A 14,671-nucleotide genomic window follows, 5' to 3' on the forward strand; every position below is an offset into this window, starting at 1 on the left:
ATGGCAAACGCCCCGTGAACAGGGCGGCGACATCACCACACGTGATCCACCAGTCAACCTCTTGAGGAAGAGAGATGGAAGCCGTGTGTGACCGAAAGTATGTGCTGAGTGACGGCGACTGAATGCCGGTGATGCGGTTCGCGATGCCTTGAGGCGCAGAACGCCGCAGTCCCACCGAAGTCGCGGAACCCTGCGGAAGTGACGAGTTCACGCCGTCCCGGCCCGCCTTCTCCGGGGGCGAGAGTGCCCCGAGGTGCGGACGGGGCCGAGTTGTAGACCGATCCCGAGGTGTGGACGGGACGCTGGACGCAGACCGATCCCGAGGTGCGGACGGGGCCCGAGATGCAGACCGGGCCCGAGGTGCGGACGGCTGCCGGAGCCGGTCGGCGTCGGGTACGGCGGGCGGTCAGGCCCCGGTGGGTCGGCGCCGGCTGAGGTGGTGTCGGGCACGGATGGCGCGGGGCGCGAGCAGGTTACGGGCGGAGGTGCTTCTCCGCCTCGGCCTGCTCGATCAGTTCCGCGTACGAGCCGTCCTCCAGCCCCTCCCCGTGGTGAAGGGACACCGACCACGGAATCGGGCACGGCGGGGCGTGGTCGGGATCGGGGCAGAGCATCCCGGCGATGCGCTCCTTGATCTCTTCGGCTTGCCGCGGAGTGGCATAGACACCCAGCCGCACTTCCCAGACACTCGGGTTCTCTGACATCGCTCACGTCCCGGATCGGCGGAGATGGGGGCAGGGGAGAAGAGAAAGGATGGGGAGGCGAGGGGAAAGGTGTCGGGGAATGAAAGAAAGCGGGGGTGAAAAATAGGTGAAAACAACGGCAAAGGGGGCGAAGTCCTCCGCCCCCTCGCCCGAGGCTACCAGGTGCGCTTGGCGTCGCAGTGGCGCTTGTAGTGCCCCGCCGGGACGCGGATGTTGCGCGCCGCGTCGTTGACGGCCGCCTGCTCCGTGTTGCCCGTGCCGTCGGCCCTGTCGTAGCGGACGGCGTTGTTGTCACTGATACGGACGATCTGGCACTGCACCGTGGCGTGCCAGGTCTTCATGACGGAGACGTCGCGCGCGACCGCGGTCCGGGCGGTGCCCGGGACGGCGGAGGCGGCGGAGATCGCGAGCCCGGCGAACGTGAGGGCGATGGCTCCGACGGCGAGCGCGCGGCGGACTGTCTTCATGAGTGCTCCTCCCTGACGGTGGTGTGACCGCGCCGGGCGAACGGGCTCCTCGGCCGGTGCTCGCACGGCCCGGCGGCGTTCACGACACTCCCATTCGGGCGCGGGGGAATGCCGTCGTCGGTCACCCGATCGGCAGTCGTTCGGCAGCCGTCCGCCACCTGTCCGGCAGTCTGCCGAATGGGTCGACGCGACCCCGGCCGTGAACCTCGACGCGGGCCGGCGCTACGTACCTGAGGCAACCGACAGTGGCCAGGTAGGAGCACACATGGCGTACGACATGGCGGCCCCACCCCTCGCGGGGCGCCGCGACAACCCCTCACTGGCGACGGTGGTGAGCACGGAACTCGCCCGCAACAAAAGAGGGTTCGTTCCCTGGTACCACCTCCTCGCCCCCGTCATCATCACGGTCCCGCTCTTTCTCGGAGCCCTCGGCTCCTCCGAGGCGAAGGCGGGCCAGACCTTCGAGGTGTTCCGGAACGTGACCCTGGAGTTCTGGGGCGTGCTGGTGCCGATGACCGCGGGGCTGGCCGCGGCGCTCACGGTCCGGGCCGACCAGGACGCCTGGCGGTTGCTGCTCTCGTACGGCGTGCCGCGAGGGCGCTACTTCATCGGCAAGGTCGCCGCCCTGGGCGTTCTGGGGTTCATCTCCTCAACCGTGCTTCTGGTGATGCTCTCCCTCGGGGCGGTGGTCAGTGGCCGCTTCCCCGGAGCGATGGGGACGGTGGCCGCCGCGGTCTACCTCCCCTGGCTGGTGGGCCTGTCCATGACGGCGCTGGCGGTGGTGGTCGCGGTGGTGTGGGGCATGGGACCCAGCATCGGGGTGGGAGTCGCGGGCCTGCTGTGCGGGGCCCTCGTCTCGGACAAGGTCTTCTGGTACGCCGTCCCGTTCGCCTGGCCGATGAGAGTGGTCCTGCCGCTCGCCGGGATCGGTCCCAACGGGGTCCCGCTCCCCAAAGACAGCCCAGTGACGGAAATGTCTGCCATCCCGCTCGCCGTGGGCCTCGCCGCCGCGCTGACCGCGGTCCTGCTGGTCGTCGGCAGTATGCACATGCGCCGCAAGGAGATCTGACCATGACCGCGACCCCCGCCAGGCCGCAAGCACCGACGACACCGGCACTCACGATCCGAAACCTGCACAAGCACTATGGCCCCCACCGCGCGTTGGACGGCGTGGACCTCACGGTCGAGGCCGGCGAGGTCTACGGCCTGCTGGGGCCGAACGGCGCCGGCAAGACCACTCTCATGAAGGCGCTGCTCGGCCTGCAACGCCCCACATCGGGCAGCATCGAGATCTTCGGCAGGCCGGTCGGCCGGGATGCGCTGGCCGAAGTCGGGGCCCTCATCGAGGTCCCCGGCCTGTGGCCGAACCTCACAGCCGACGAGACGTTGAGACTGCACGCCAAGCTGCGCGGAGTACCACCCGAGTGGATCGATCCCGCGCTGCACCTGGTCAAGATGACCGACGCACGGCGTCGAAAGGTCGGCGCGTACTCCCTCGGCATGCGCTGGCGGTTGGGCATCGCCGTCGCCCTGCTCGCCAGGCCGAGGCTGATCGTTCTCGACGAACCCACCAACGGCCTCGACCCCGTCGGCATCCGCGAAATGCGCGGAATCATCCGCTCACTGGCCGACGAAGGAGTGGCGGTACTCATCGCCAGCCACCAACTCGCGGAAGTGGCCCAGGTCTGCGACAGAGTGCATGTACTGGCATCCGGCCGCACCCAGTACGAAGGCCCCCTGGCAGGGCTCGCAGTCGACGGGGACGTGGAGGCCGGGTTCCTCCAACTCCTCGAATCGGCCGATGCAGCCATCCGCTGACCCGGAAGCGGCCCCTGTCCGCCTGGGGGCCGCCCCAGCCCGTGCACACCGCCCGCTCGCGCGCCGCCCCCATCGCCCCGGCCGTCGGCACACCGGCACCACGGCTGGCCGGGCCCCCGCCACCAGACAGCTCGGCCCGTCGGGGGACGGATTTCCGCTGCCGGGCAGGCCCGCCGTGTCGGACGGGCCGCACCACCAACAGGTTCACCCACGGCCAACAGGCCCATGGCATCTGTCAGGTGCAAGACGTCAGCAGGCCCGGGCCGCTAACGGACGACGAGGGCTGAGCACGGCGGCCAACGACATCAGCTCCGCGCGGTTACCAACGCCGAGATCGTCATAGAGCCTGCGGATACGGCGATACATGGATCGCTCGGAGCAGTAGTAATGACGGCGCGCGATCTCGGCCACCGTGATGGTCGTACAGAGCAGCCGCAAAAGCTCCGCGTCATAGGGCGGCGTGACGGGAAGCGAACGCTGCTCGGGTATATCGCCCCTGCGGTCGACTTCCGCCCCTGCCGGTGGCTCCGCGTCATAGAGCCGGCAGTGGCGACGGCCACCCCGGCCCGCCAGGACGTTCTCCGGACCGGTGGCTGTGGTGTCAGCGGTGCCGGTGGTACCGACACAGGGGTAGAGGCCGCCGGGACCGGCCAGGCGATGGGCCCTGAGCTGCGCGTACAGCAGATCGCGTTGGCTTTCACCGGGGATGGCGAGATTGAGTACGAAATTCGCCCCGGAGCGGATCGCGTAGTACGTCCGATACCCCGAGAGGTCGTTGGTGACGGCGACGAGCAGGGACAACGGATGCCGCACCCTGACGGCGCGCAGTTCCTCGGCCTGGAACTCGCTGGTGACCGGCATCAGCACCGGAAGAGCGAGCGCACCGCAGGGCGCGTTCAACTCGGTGGCGCTGATGAACTCGACCCGGCCCAGACCGGAACGGAGTATGCCCAGCAGCGCGTGCGGCGGATCGAAGTACGGTTTGAGTCCCGAATGGGCCAGGACATGGAGTTCGGTGGCGGTCGATTCGTGCTGTTGGTTGCTTTGGTGCAAGGCGCTGTTCCCCGTAGCGTCGATCCCGGTGATGGTTGTCTCGCGGTCACTGGGCGACACTCGGTGTCGGATCACGCTCGTGACGTGTGCGCGAACACCTGTCTTCGGTCATCGGCCGACCTTGCAGAGCTTCAGTGTCCTACTGAGCAGCGGGCCGAGACTCACCTTGTCGCCGCCGTCCCCGGACAGGCGCACCGGTGCGATGTCGGCGTATTCCGCGTCTCGTGCGCGGTCGTTGAGGGCGTACGTCGTGCCATCGGGGACGGTGATCACAGCCTGATCGCCCTTGCGGCACTCGGCGGTTCCGTGATCAACGGTCAATGGCCAGGTGTAGCCGAGGTTCTTCTCGCTGACCTCCTGCTTGGTGGCGGTGGGGCTGGGGAGCGGCACCGGGTCCGTGGTGGCCGGTTCGCTGAGGCCGCTGCCGCCGCAGGCGGTGAGAGCCAGGAGCGCGACACCGGTCAGGGCCGAGACGGCGGTGCAACGGCGATGCGTGGTCATGTGTCTGCTACCTCACGGTTGGAATGCGGGTGGTGGTGCGGGTCCGGACGTCGGCGGCGAGAAGGGCGGCGTATCCGTCCTCCAACGACGGTTCCACGGGGCGGGCCCCGGCGGGCGGAGTGGTCGTGACGACGCGGTATTCGGTTCCTGTGGAGGTGGTCACCGCGCTCACCACTTCGGCGTTGGGCGGTGGCCCCTCGGCGGGGCCGGCGGGACTGCACGCATAGGTACAGCCAGCGGCCTGACTGACCAGGGCGGCGGTGGAGTCGTGGAAGACGAGACGGCCGGAGGCGAGCACGGCCACCTCCGGGCAGGTCTGGGCGACGTCGTCGAGGATGTGGGTGGACAGCAGAACCGTGCGGCCGCGACCGAGGCTCGCGAGCAGGGTGCGGAATCGCATCCGCTCGTGCGGGTCGAGTCCCGTGGTGGGCTCGTCGACGATCAGTACCGAAGGGGCACCCATGAGCGCCTGCGCGATGCCGACCCGTCGCTTCATCCCGCCGGAGAAACCGGCCAGCCGCTCGTCGGCCCGATCTTCCAGGCCCACCTCGGCGATCCGCTCGTCGACCTGGCGGCGCCGTTGGCGTCTGTCGTGGACGCCCTTGAGCACGCCGATGTAGTCGAGGAACTCACGAGCTGTCAGATCCGGGTACAGAGAGAGTTCCTGCGGCAGATAGCCCAGGGTGCGCTTCATGGAGGTGAGCCCGGCGCTGGTCGACAGATCGTGGCCGGCGACGTGGACGCGCCCGGAGGTGGGGCGCAGTACACCGGTCAGGATGCGCAACAGCGTTGTCTTCCCCGCTCCGTTGGCGCCCAGCAGCCCGACCGTGCCGCTTTCGATATGGAGGTCGACGGAGTCAAGCGCGCACAGACCACCGGGGTGGATCTTCGTCAGTCGTTCCGTGGTGATGTTCATGATGCTCCGTGTCGTCTGGTACGGACGGCGAGAAGTCCCAGCACATAGCAGGCCGCGGCCAGCGCGAGGACGAGGCCGACGTTCAGCAGCGCCGCCGCGTCGTCGGCCGCAGGGCGCAGCGCCCCGGTGCCCTGCCGGGTGGCCCACACCTCGGGGGCGTGCGCCCAGACGGCCAGGGGATAGCCGCCGAGCGGGGAGAGGACCGTACCCGTCGGTGTGGGCAGCGGCGAGAAGGAGGGCGGGAAGTGACAGGCCCACAGCCACACCACGACCGTGGCGGCGCGTGCTGCCGCCACCGGCAGCAGAACGCCCAGAAGACCGGCGAAGGCGGTGACCAGTAGCGCCGCCGGTACGACCGCCGTGAGCAGCGCGATCAACGCGGAGGTGACCGGGGCGAGGGCGCCGGAGGCCCCCGAGAACACCGCGGCGTACACCAGATAGAGGCCGGCGACCGGCGCCAGGGCGGTCAGCAGCGGCCCGCCCAGGACCCCCGCGGTGAGCGGTAGCGACCCGGTGGGGGTGGCGCTCAGCAACTCGGCCATGCCGCGGGCTTCGAGCCCGCGTCGCAACCGGTCGGCGAGCGCGATGCCCACGCCGAGCGTGCAGAAGGTGTTGACGACCACCGCCGCCGCTCCGGCCCTGGCGGCGGGTTCGCCCTGCCCGGCAACGACGGGTGAGGTGATCACCAGCAGCAGGCTCAGCAGGGCCAGGGGCAGTACCGCGCCCCAGACAACTCTTCGGCGGGCCGTCATCAGGGCCTCGTAGCGGAGGGTCCACAGCAGAGCGGTCATCATGCCTCCCGGGGGCCGAGGTGGGCATCGCCGTAACCGAGCCGGGCCCCGGCGCGAGCGCCTGGGCGCAGCGCGCGCAGCGCCAGCGAGAACAGATAGCCCCCGATCACCAGGGCGGGCACACCTTGCGCCGCTCCTTCGGGCAGCACTCGGTCGACCAGCAGCAACTTGGCCAGGACCGCGGCGATGACCAGCCCGCTCGCCGGCGCCGCCGATCCCGTCCGCACCGTCGCCCAGACGGCTGCACCGCTCAGGAACACGGTCAGGCCGGACAGCTCCAGCAGGGTGGTCAGAGGATCCGGGCGGTGACCGGTGGTGGCCACCAGCCCTACCAGGACGAGGGTGGCGGCCGCCGTCACGGACGCGGGCCAGGCCAATCTGCGGGCGACGGTGCGCGGATAGGGGATGGGCAGGGAAAGATGGAGCTCCAGCATCGGCTCCCGGGCCACCACGGCCGCGCACGCCAGGGCGGTGGCGGTGGGGAGCGCGCAGCTCAGCAGCGCCCGGCCGAGAACCACACCGATGCCGGAGCCCGTGGCTACGGTCACGAAGGCGGCAAGCGCCGCCAGAGCGGGCAGCACGAACGCCTGCCGCCCGCAGCGACGCGCTTCGTGGGCCCGCCATGGTGCAGCGGTCATGGTCCCGTTCCTTCCGTTGCTCCCTTGCCTCCCGATACACCCCGTACGTAGCGGTCCGGCATGGAACGGTTCACGCCGGGAACCGGAATCGGCGCCGCGGGGTGCGGGCGTGCGCCCGCACGACGGCGCTACGACGACGCCCGCTCGCCGAACGACCGCATGGCCCGAGCGGCCCACACCAGCAGGGCCGCCGCCGACACGAGCGTCCACGGCGTCGTCGACAGCAGCGCGTCCAGCACCGCGTCGAGGGGGGTGCGGAGCAGCCCCTGCGGCCCGCCGACCACGCCCAGGAACCACAGGGTGCCTCCCGCCGCCGCGCCCACCGGTGGTGAGAAGCGGACGGAGAGCGCGAGGGCGAGGGACGCCGCCAGCAGCGACTCACCGAGCCAGCTCGCCACCACCGCCCACCAGCCGGGCCCCCGCACCAGTGCGGAGCAGACCATGGCGAGTGCCAGATCCACGCAGAGGACCGTCGCGAGCCGCGCCAGGAACACCGCCGTGGGCGACACCGGCAGCGTGAACAACAGCTCGCGTCTGGGGTCCCGTCGGGGCGAGGCCACGATCAGCGCTCCGAGGAGTACGGACAGCACGACCACGGCCCCGAACAGCCGCGTTCCGAGGCGTTCCTGCACCTGCGTCGAGGAGATCAGGGCCGCGGCGACCAGGCCGATCGCGCTCAGCGGCGCCCACAGTCTGGGCATCAGGACCATTTGGTGGAGGGCCAGTTGCCAGGCCGTCCGCCAGGGCCGGGCGAAACCGGAGGCGCGACCGCCGCTCCCTCCGGTCGCGGGCACGGAGGCGTCGATCGCCGCAGGGGTGTCGGCGGGCGCGGCACTGTAGGCGGCAGGCTCCGGCTCGGTACCGGTTCTCCGTCCGGCGAAGCGTTTCCGTAGAGCGGAGGGCGCCCGTCCGGCGCGGGGGACGGTGGGGACGGCAGAGAAAGGGACGTCCGCGCCGGCCGGCGGGGCAGCGGCCGGAAGGACCCCCAGCAGGTCGTCGAAGGAAGGCACCGGCGTGGCCTTCCCGGCCTCCGCCTCGGCTCGGACCGCGGCGGTGATGTTCTGCCAAACTGCCAAGTTCTCACGGCAGTCGGAGCATTCGCTCAGGTGCCGGTCGTGGTGCGCGTCGACGGTCGAGGCACGCGCCGCGCATGCCAGGACGTCGTCCGTGAGATGTTCACTCATAGCTGTCCCGATCCTTCCAGCCGCGTGGCGGCGAGCATGCTGCCCAGCCGCCTGCGTGCGTGGGACATCCGGCTCTTGACGGTGCCGACCGGGATGGCGAGCGCGGTGGCGACCTCCGGGTAGGCCATCTCTTCGAACAGCACCAGCGCGAGGACCTCGCGCAGATGCTCGGGCAGGGAACGCACCGCTGCCCGCAGCGCGGTGTGCTCGGATTGCACCACCACCTGGTCCTCGACGCTCGGGGCGGTGTCGGCCACGTCCCGTGCTTCCGAAAGATCCGTCAACCGAGGCCGTGGCCTGCGGAGGTGGTTGTGCGCCTGTCGTTTGGCCACGCCCATCAGCCAGCCCCGTACGGTGGAATCGCCCCGGAAACCGGCTGCCGAGCGCCAGACCGCCAGCCATGTCTCCTGCAGGATCTCCTCGGACACACCCTGGTCCGAGGTGAGTCTGCGGATGAGTCGGAGCATCGCGCCGGCATGCCTGTCGTAGAGCGTTCGCAGGGCGGTTTGGTCGCCGTGGGCGACGGCGGATAGCAGAACTTCGTCCGAGCACACATCACGTACGTATCAAGAAAGTGCCGAACGGTTCACCGTCCGTCGGGGCGGTCAGGGATTTTTCAGCCGGGCGAGTGGTGGCCGGTTCTCGCGCCGCGGGCCCCGTGGTAATAGGCGGGATTCCGCCCGACGGGGGCCACGCACGCGCGGGGCCGCACGGCGACGCCCCGACCGGCGCGGGCTGCCTACGGGGACTGCCCGGACTGCCAGGACTGCCAACCGGCAGACGGCCTATTGAACGCTCGCGGACGACCATGGATCGTGATGTAGAGGTCACGTTCCGTGACTATCCGCTCGGGTTTCGCCGAGGAGCCCGAAGGAGCCCCGAGAAACAAGGAGTTCAGCATGGGAACCAAGGCCATCCCGCTGTCGGACGCCGACACCGACCTGTTCGACCTCGACCTGGAGATCGGCGTGGAGCGGTCCGTCGCCGGCCCGGCGGTCACGAGCATCTCCTACTGCACGCCGGGATGTACCAGTGAAGGCGGCGGCTCCGGCTGCAGCCACTGCTGTTGACGGCGCGTATCCGTGGGGCCGGGACGGGCGACGGAACGGCCCCACGGTCTGGCTCCGGGGCGGCCCGGACGAGCACGAGAAGGGGGACGACGGTGAGGGAACGGCCCCAGACACCGCCCGGGACGCCGTTCACAACGCCGTCCGGGGAATCGCCCGGAACACCGCTGCGCACACTGCCCGGGGGACCGGGCGCGACACCGGCGCGGACATCGCCCCGGGCCTCGGTCGGCACACCGCCGCCCACAAAGCCCCGGACAACGGCCGAGGCATCGTTCGCGACACCGTTCGAGGCGAAGGACGTCTTCCTGTACCGCGCGCCGCTGGCGCCGTCGACGCCCCCGTCGGGGGAGCGGAGCGAGGCCGGGAATGGTCTGCGCGTACCCGCCGAGGGCGGGCCCCGGTCCCTCGCTGCCTGCGCCGAACTGCTCGCCTCGGTCGCCACGAACGCCGTTCTCGGTGAGGCCCTCGCTCTCGCTTCGCCCAGTCTGGGCGCCCTGGTCCGCCGTGTCCGCGACGACGGCCCCGACGGGGTCAGGCCCGGACAGTTGCGCAGGGGCGCGCTCGCCGTGCTCCGCTACGACATCAGGATGCGGACCCGGCCCACACCGTTCGGCCTGTTCGCGGGCGTCGCCCGCGGCCGGTTCGACTCTGCGGCGAAGGCCGAGCGCGGCACGGCGCACCGTACCCGCACCCATGTCGACATGCAGTGGCTCACCAGGATCGGCCACCGGCTGGAACGCGACCCGGCCGTGCTGTCCACCCTCACCGTCCAGGCACACCAGGCCCTGGCCGCGCGCGGGGACCGGCTCGTCCTGACCGCCCCGTCCACCCGGGGAGCACCGCCGGGCGAGGACGGCGAGGGCCGCTCCACCCTGTCCGTGCGCAGGACTCCGGTCGTCGAACGGGTGGTGGTCGAGGCCGCGGCCCCCCTGCCGTACGGGGAACTGCTCCGGCGCACCGCCGAGGCGTTTCCCGGCACGTCCGTGGAGCGCGTGCACCGTCTGCTCGCCGAACTGGTGCGTCAGGAGATCCTCCTGACCGGACTGCGCCCGCCTCTGGACGGCGGTGACCCGCTGCACCACGTCCTCGGCCTGCTCGCCGGCGTCGCCGGACCGTCCGAGGCGACTCTGCGGGCGCACGAGGCGCTGTTGGCCGTGGAGGAGCGCAGGAAGGCGTACGACGCCCTGCCCGTCGGCGCCGGCCGTGAGGCACTGGGCCAGCTGCTGAGCACGGCGCGGGCGGCGGAACCCGATGCCACGCCCCTGCACGTCGACATCCGGATCGACGTTGACGTGCGCCTGCCGTACATGGTGCGTGACGAGATCGAGGCGGCGGCCGGGGTGATGTGGCGGCTCTCCCGTCCCAAGCTCGGGCTCCTGGCGCTCCGTGACCACCACCGCCGCTTCCTCGACGCCTACGGGGCCGACCGGGTGGTGCCCGTCCTGGAACTGCTCGACCCGTCGACCGGACTCGGTGCCCCCGCGGGGTACGGCTGGCCGAACAGCGAGGCGGCGCCGATCCCGCTGGAGCCGTACGAGGGCCCCCGCAGCGCCCGCAGAAACCGAGCCCTGGCCCGGCTGGTGGCGATCGCGCAGCGCGACGGGCGGCGCGAAGTCGTCCTCGGCGACGCGGATCTCGGCGAGCTGTGCCACGACACGGCCGACCCCGCGGACGTGCCGAACTCCTGCGAGGTGACGGTGCAGGTCGCCGCCCCCTCGGTGGCGGCGCTGGACGAGGGGGAGTTCCGGGTCTTTCTCTCACCGTCGCCGGGATCGCACCGCGCCGGTTCCACCTTTGCCCGGTTCGCCGATCAAGACCCTTCCTGGGCAGCCGAGTTCGCGGCGCTGCACCGCGACAACCCGGTGCACGTCCAGGGCGCCGTCGCCGTCGACCTCGCCTTCCGACCGCGCTCGGGCCGGGCCGCCAACCTCGCCCACACCGTCCCGTCCACCGGTCGCCGCATCGGCGTGGGGCTCCCCGATGCGCCCGGAACGGAGGAACTGCGCCTGGCCGACATCGGCGTCGGCGCCACCCTGGACCGGCTGACCGCCGTGCACATGCCCACCGGCCGCGAGATCGTGCCCGTCCTCGGCAACATGGTCAGCGCTCCCGCCCAGGCCCCGAACGCCGTCCGCCTGCTGTGGGAGATCGGGCTGGAGGGGCAGCGGCTCTGGGAACCCTGGAACTGGGGCCCGTTCGTCGACGCGCCTTTCGTCCCGCGGGTGCGCCACGGACGGTTCGTGCTGGCTTCCGCGATCTGGCGGCCGGACGGGATCCGCGCGCGGGCCAGGGCCCTGCGGACGAGGGGCGACGAGCACCGCACCGCCGACTGGGAGCACACCGTGGCCGACTGGCGGGCCGCCTGGAACGTACCGCGTCGGATCCTCGCGGTCACCGCCGACCAGCGGCTGCTGCTGGACCTCGACGACGTCTGGCACCGGGAGCTGCTGCTGGACCAGTTGGTACGCCATGCGGACCTGATCGCCCAGGAGGTTCCGGGCGAGTACGAGGACTGGCTGGACAGCCCGCTCGCTGGGCACACCTTCGAGTTGGTCGTCCCGATGACCCGCCGGGAGACGGGTGGGCCCCTGCGCCGCCCGTACGCCGGAAGCCGCAGCCCCGTGAGAGGCGACAGTCCTGTGAGGAGTGACAGTCCTGTGAGGAGTGACAGTCCCGTGAGAAGTGACGGTCTCGTGGGGGGCCTTGACCTCGTGCGCAGCCGCGGCGCGGGGAACAGGGGTGGCGCTGTGGGCGGCGGCCCTTCCGAGGACCGTGCGCCGGGCACGGGCCGCTCGTACGCCGTGAGCGCCCCGCGCACTCCGGACCCGGCTCGCACTCCGGACCCGGCCCCTACCTCGGTTTCGCCGTACGAGCCGTACGAGCCGTACGAGCCGTACGACCCGCAGGAGCCGAACGAGCCGGGCTGCCCGGGCACGCCGGGCGCGGCCCTCGCTTCGTACGCGCTCTCCGCCCCGTACGTTCCCCGTACCCCGCGCACGGTCCACGGTCTCGGCGGTGAGTGGCTCTATCTCAAACTGCACGGCTCGGCACGCGCCCAGGACGACCTGCTGCGCGATCACGTCCCCGACCTGGTCGAGCTGGCCGGGCGGCACGGCACGGACCGTTGGTTCTTCGTGCGCTACACCGATGAGCGCGGGCACCACCTGCGGCTGCGGCTGCATGCCGCCCGCCCCGAGGCCCTGTGGGGAACGGCCGTCCCGGCGCTCGGCGCGCTACTGAGGAGGTGGCAGCGGGACGGGCTCGTGCGCGGCCACAGTCTCGACCAGTACGACCCGGAGACCGAACGCTACGGCGGCCCGGCCGCCCGGCGCCCGGCCGAGGACGTCTTCCGTTGCGACAGCGAGGCCGCCGTCGCCCTGCTGCGGGTGGCCAAGGACCCCGCGAACGGCTACGACGTCGACGACCTCGCCGTCCTCTCCTGCGCCGCGCTGGCCCATGCGTTCGGCACGCCGGTACCGGGCGGCCCGAAGGCGGTCGGCGGGTACGGTGACGACGCCGCCGCGACCTGGCTGTCCATGACCGGGTCGCGCCGCGACCTCCCCGCGGCGTTTCGTGCCCGGAGCGCGCGCTGGCGCGAACTGGTCGACCCCTACGGCGGCTGGCCCGCTCTCGCGCAGGATCCGGTCGGCATCCGTGTCCTCGACGCGCTGCGCCCGCGCGACCGGGCAGTGGGCCGACTCGCCGCGTGCGTGCGGGCGGCGGGGGAGACGCCCGAGGGCCGGGTCGTCGGAAGTCTGCTGCACATGGTGTGCAACCGCCTCTTCGGCGGTTCCAGTGCCCGCGAACTGACCGTGCTCGGCATCGCCCGCGGCGCCGTGCAGGACCAAGCCAACCGCCGGAGGCACCAGCAGTGAGCCGCACCAGCATCCGCTCGGACACACCTCCCGCCGACACATCTCCCGCCGACCCTGCCCCGGACCCGGCCGCCGTCATCACGGGTGGGACACCGGCCCGGACCCGGCCCAGGGCCGAGAGCCGGCCCGGGGCCGCGGACCGGAGCCGGACCCCGTCCACGGATCAGACCCCGTCCACGGAGCTGGCCCGGTTCCCGGATCAGGCCCGGCCTATGGACCGGCCCCGGACTTCGGCCCCGGGCCGGCCCGCGCCCCAGTCCCCGGCACCGGACCGAGCGGCGGACCGGGCACCGGACCCGGGTCCCGCCGTGAAGGGAGTCGTCGATCTCGTCGCCGAGCGGCTCGCCGACCCGGAGCGCATCGCCGCCGTCGCCTCGCGCGACGACAATCGCGACCCCGTCTACGACGCGGTCATGTGGGGCCCGCTGACGCTCGCCAACGGCCTGCCGGGTACCGCCCTCCTCCACGGCGAACTGGCCCGTACCGACGAAGCCCGGCGGCGGGTCGTCCACCGCCACCTGGCGTCCGCCGGGCGTGCCGTGGCGACCGTCCCGAGCCGGGGCCTGTTCTCGGGACCCGCCGCGCTGCTCGCCGCCGCGCAGACCTGCGCGGGGCCCGAAGGGCACTACCGATCGCTGCGAAAGCGGCTCGCCGCCTGGGTGGCCGAGGACCAGAGCGAACGGCTGCGGATCTTCCGCGCCCATGCCCGGGAGAATGGGCCCGGGGTCGACTGGGCCGCGTACGACCTGATCAACGGGGTGTCGGGGACGACCCGACTGCTCCTGGACTCGGCCGCCGACCCGGCCGAGACCGGTCCCGCCGTCGAAGCGGCGCTCGCCGAGTCCCTCCGCCACCTCGTCGATGTCACCGCACCGGTCCGGGCCGACGGCCATCAGGTCCCCGGATGGTGGGTGCCCGCCGGGCTCCAGATCAGCGTCCGGGACCGCGAGACGTACCCGCGCGGCGACTTCAACCTCGGCATGGCACACGGCATCGCCGGGCCGCTCGCCGTGCTCAGCACCGCGTACGCGACCGGACACGGCACACCGGACCTGCGCGACGCCATCCACCGTGTCGCCGACTGGCTGCTGAGCTGGACGCTGAACGACGACGCCGGGCCGTACTGGCCCGCCCGCGCGGGCTGGGACGAGGAGCTCGCGCCGCACCGCCCGCGACGGCTGTTCACCCGCACCGCGTGGTGCTACGGCACCCCCGGTGTGGCCGCTGCTCTGTTCCGGGCCGGGACCGCCCTGGAACGGCCCGACTGGTGCTCCGCCGCCGTCGACGCGCTGCGGACCGCGCTGCGCCGCGACGAGTCGGAGTGGGCGATCGAGGGGCCCACCATCTGCCACGGATACGCGGGCCTGCTGCGCGTCGTGGCCCGGATCGCCGATGCGACCGGAGACCCCGAACTGCGGGCCGGACGCCGCCGCCTGACCGCCGAGGTACTGGCCCTCGTCGACGAGAGCGCCCCCTTCGCGTTCCGTCACCTCATGCGCTTCCCGGCTGTTGCCCGCTCACCCGTGCCCCACCGCGCCGTCGACACCGCGGGCATGCTGGAGGGCGCGGCGGGCGTCGCCCTCGCGCTGCTGCCGGTCTCCGACGGACCGCTTCCGTGGGACCGCACGCTGGGGCTGGCATGACCGCCCGGCCG

At 71.9% G+C, this 14,671-nt stretch carries 14 protein-coding genes; 5 read left to right on the forward strand and 9 right to left on the reverse strand.

The window, feature by feature from the left end:
• Positions 1–473: 473 nt before the first annotated feature.
• Both ACIHCL_RS08245 and ACIHCL_RS08250 read right to left on the reverse strand, forming a co-directional pair.
• Positions 474–704 (reverse strand): hypothetical protein, encoded by a 231-nt coding sequence (locus ACIHCL_RS08245; RefSeq protein ID WP_399858399.1) that lies wholly within the window; start codon positions 702–704, stop codon positions 474–476.
• A 155-nt stretch (positions 705–859) separates the two neighbouring features.
• On the reverse strand, positions 860–1,171 hold the full coding sequence (locus ACIHCL_RS08250; protein WP_399858402.1) for a hypothetical protein: 312 nt from the start codon (positions 1,169–1,171) through the stop codon (positions 860–862).
• 265 nt (positions 1,172–1,436) lie between these two features.
• Here ACIHCL_RS08250 and ACIHCL_RS08255 point away from each other — a divergent pair, with 265 nt between their 5' ends.
• Together ACIHCL_RS08255 and ACIHCL_RS08260 are read left to right on the forward strand one after the other, a co-directional pair.
• On the forward strand, positions 1,437–2,240 hold the full coding sequence (locus tag ACIHCL_RS08255; RefSeq protein ID WP_399858404.1) for an ABC transporter permease: 804 nt from the start codon (positions 1,437–1,439) through the stop codon (positions 2,238–2,240).
• A 2-nt stretch (positions 2,241–2,242) separates the two neighbouring features.
• Complete coding sequence (locus tag ACIHCL_RS08260) at positions 2,243–2,989, forward strand: ABC transporter ATP-binding protein (RefSeq protein ID WP_399858407.1); 747 nt, start codon at positions 2,243–2,245, stop codon at positions 2,987–2,989.
• Between the two features lie 249 nt (positions 2,990–3,238).
• Here ACIHCL_RS08260 and ACIHCL_RS08265 read toward each other — a convergent pair whose 3' ends face one another.
• The 7 genes from ACIHCL_RS08265 to ACIHCL_RS08295 all read right to left on the reverse strand — a co-directional run bounded on the left by ACIHCL_RS08265 (position 3,239) and on the right by ACIHCL_RS08295 (position 8,626).
• A complete protein-coding gene (locus tag ACIHCL_RS08265) occupies positions 3,239–4,042 on the reverse strand; it encodes a DNA-binding response regulator (RefSeq protein ID WP_399858410.1) in 804 nt (267 codons plus the stop codon).
• A gap of 108 nt (positions 4,043–4,150) precedes the next feature.
• Positions 4,151–4,543 carry a DUF2511 domain-containing protein gene (locus ACIHCL_RS08270; protein WP_399858413.1) on the reverse strand — a complete coding sequence of 131 codons (393 nt, stop codon included), beginning with the start codon at positions 4,541–4,543 and terminating at the stop codon, positions 4,151–4,153.
• A 7-nt stretch (positions 4,544–4,550) separates the two neighbouring features.
• Positions 4,551–5,459 carry an ATP-binding cassette domain-containing protein gene (locus ACIHCL_RS08275; RefSeq protein WP_399858416.1) on the reverse strand — a complete coding sequence of 303 codons (909 nt, stop codon included), beginning with the start codon at positions 5,457–5,459 and terminating at the stop codon, positions 4,551–4,553.
• On the reverse strand, positions 5,456–6,253 hold the full coding sequence (locus tag ACIHCL_RS08280; RefSeq protein ID WP_399858418.1) for a hypothetical protein: 798 nt from the start codon (positions 6,251–6,253) through the stop codon (positions 5,456–5,458). Before ACIHCL_RS08280 ends, ACIHCL_RS08275 begins: the two co-directional genes overlap by 4 nt.
• Positions 6,250–6,888, reverse strand: coding sequence for a hypothetical protein (locus ACIHCL_RS08285; RefSeq protein ID WP_399858421.1), 639 nt, complete (start codon positions 6,886–6,888; stop codon positions 6,250–6,252). The genes ACIHCL_RS08280 and ACIHCL_RS08285 overlap by 4 nt, the downstream gene beginning before the upstream one ends.
• 128 nt (positions 6,889–7,016) lie before the next feature.
• A complete protein-coding gene (locus ACIHCL_RS08290; protein ID WP_399858424.1) occupies positions 7,017–8,072 on the reverse strand; it encodes a hypothetical protein in 1,056 nt (351 codons plus the stop codon).
• The gene (locus ACIHCL_RS08295) at positions 8,069–8,626 is read right to left on the reverse strand and encodes an RNA polymerase sigma factor (protein WP_399858427.1); all 558 of its coding nucleotides are present in this window, start codon (positions 8,624–8,626) and stop codon (positions 8,069–8,071) included. The genes ACIHCL_RS08290 and ACIHCL_RS08295 overlap by 4 nt, the downstream gene beginning before the upstream one ends.
• A gap of 345 nt (positions 8,627–8,971) precedes the next feature.
• On the opposite strand from ACIHCL_RS08295, the gene ACIHCL_RS08300 reads away from it, so the two are divergent.
• The 3 genes from ACIHCL_RS08300 to ACIHCL_RS08310 all read left to right on the forward strand — a co-directional run bounded on the left by ACIHCL_RS08300 (position 8,972) and on the right by ACIHCL_RS08310 (position 14,660).
• A complete protein-coding gene (locus ACIHCL_RS08300; RefSeq protein WP_399858430.1) occupies positions 8,972–9,142 on the forward strand; it encodes a gallidermin/nisin family lantibiotic in 171 nt (56 codons plus the stop codon).
• A gap of 92 nt (positions 9,143–9,234) precedes the next feature.
• Positions 9,235–13,017: a lantibiotic dehydratase gene (locus tag ACIHCL_RS08305; protein WP_399858432.1), complete on the forward strand. Its 3,783-nt coding sequence runs from the start codon at positions 9,235–9,237 to the stop codon at positions 13,015–13,017.
• Positions 13,018–13,325: 308 nt separating this feature from the next.
• Positions 13,326–14,660 carry a lanthionine synthetase C family protein gene (locus ACIHCL_RS08310; RefSeq protein ID WP_399858434.1) on the forward strand — a complete coding sequence of 445 codons (1,335 nt, stop codon included), beginning with the start codon at positions 13,326–13,328 and terminating at the stop codon, positions 14,658–14,660.
• Positions 14,661–14,671 lie beyond the last annotated feature (11 nt).

The sequence above is a fragment of the Streptomyces sp. NPDC052042 genome (assembly GCF_044548345.1).
GTDB lineage: Bacteria > Actinomycetota > Actinomycetes > Streptomycetales > Streptomycetaceae > Streptomyces.

Coding starts and splice junctions, on each gene's coding strand:
- ACIHCL_RS08245 (WP_399858399.1), bottom strand. CDS start 704: ATGTCAGAGAACCCGAGTGTCTGGGAAGTGCGGCTGGGTGTCTATGCC.
- ACIHCL_RS08250 (WP_399858402.1), bottom strand. CDS start 1,171: ATGAAGACAGTCCGCCGCGCGCTCGCCGTCGGAGCCATCGCCCTCACG.
- ACIHCL_RS08255 (WP_399858404.1), top strand. CDS start 1,437: ATGGCGTACGACATGGCGGCCCCACCCCTCGCGGGGCGCCGCGACAAC.
- ACIHCL_RS08260 (WP_399858407.1), top strand. CDS start 2,243: ATGACCGCGACCCCCGCCAGGCCGCAAGCACCGACGACACCGGCACTC.
- ACIHCL_RS08270 (WP_399858413.1), bottom strand. CDS start 4,543: ATGACCACGCATCGCCGTTGCACCGCCGTCTCGGCCCTGACCGGTGTC.
- ACIHCL_RS08275 (WP_399858416.1), bottom strand. CDS start 5,459: ATGAACATCACCACGGAACGACTGACGAAGATCCACCCCGGTGGTCTG.
- ACIHCL_RS08280 (WP_399858418.1), bottom strand. CDS start 6,253: ATGATGACCGCTCTGCTGTGGACCCTCCGCTACGAGGCCCTGATGACG.
- ACIHCL_RS08285 (WP_399858421.1), bottom strand. CDS start 6,888: ATGACCGCTGCACCATGGCGGGCCCACGAAGCGCGTCGCTGCGGGCGG.
- ACIHCL_RS08290 (WP_399858424.1), bottom strand. CDS start 8,072: ATGAGTGAACATCTCACGGACGACGTCCTGGCATGCGCGGCGCGTGCC.
- ACIHCL_RS08300 (WP_399858430.1), top strand. CDS start 8,972: ATGGGAACCAAGGCCATCCCGCTGTCGGACGCCGACACCGACCTGTTC.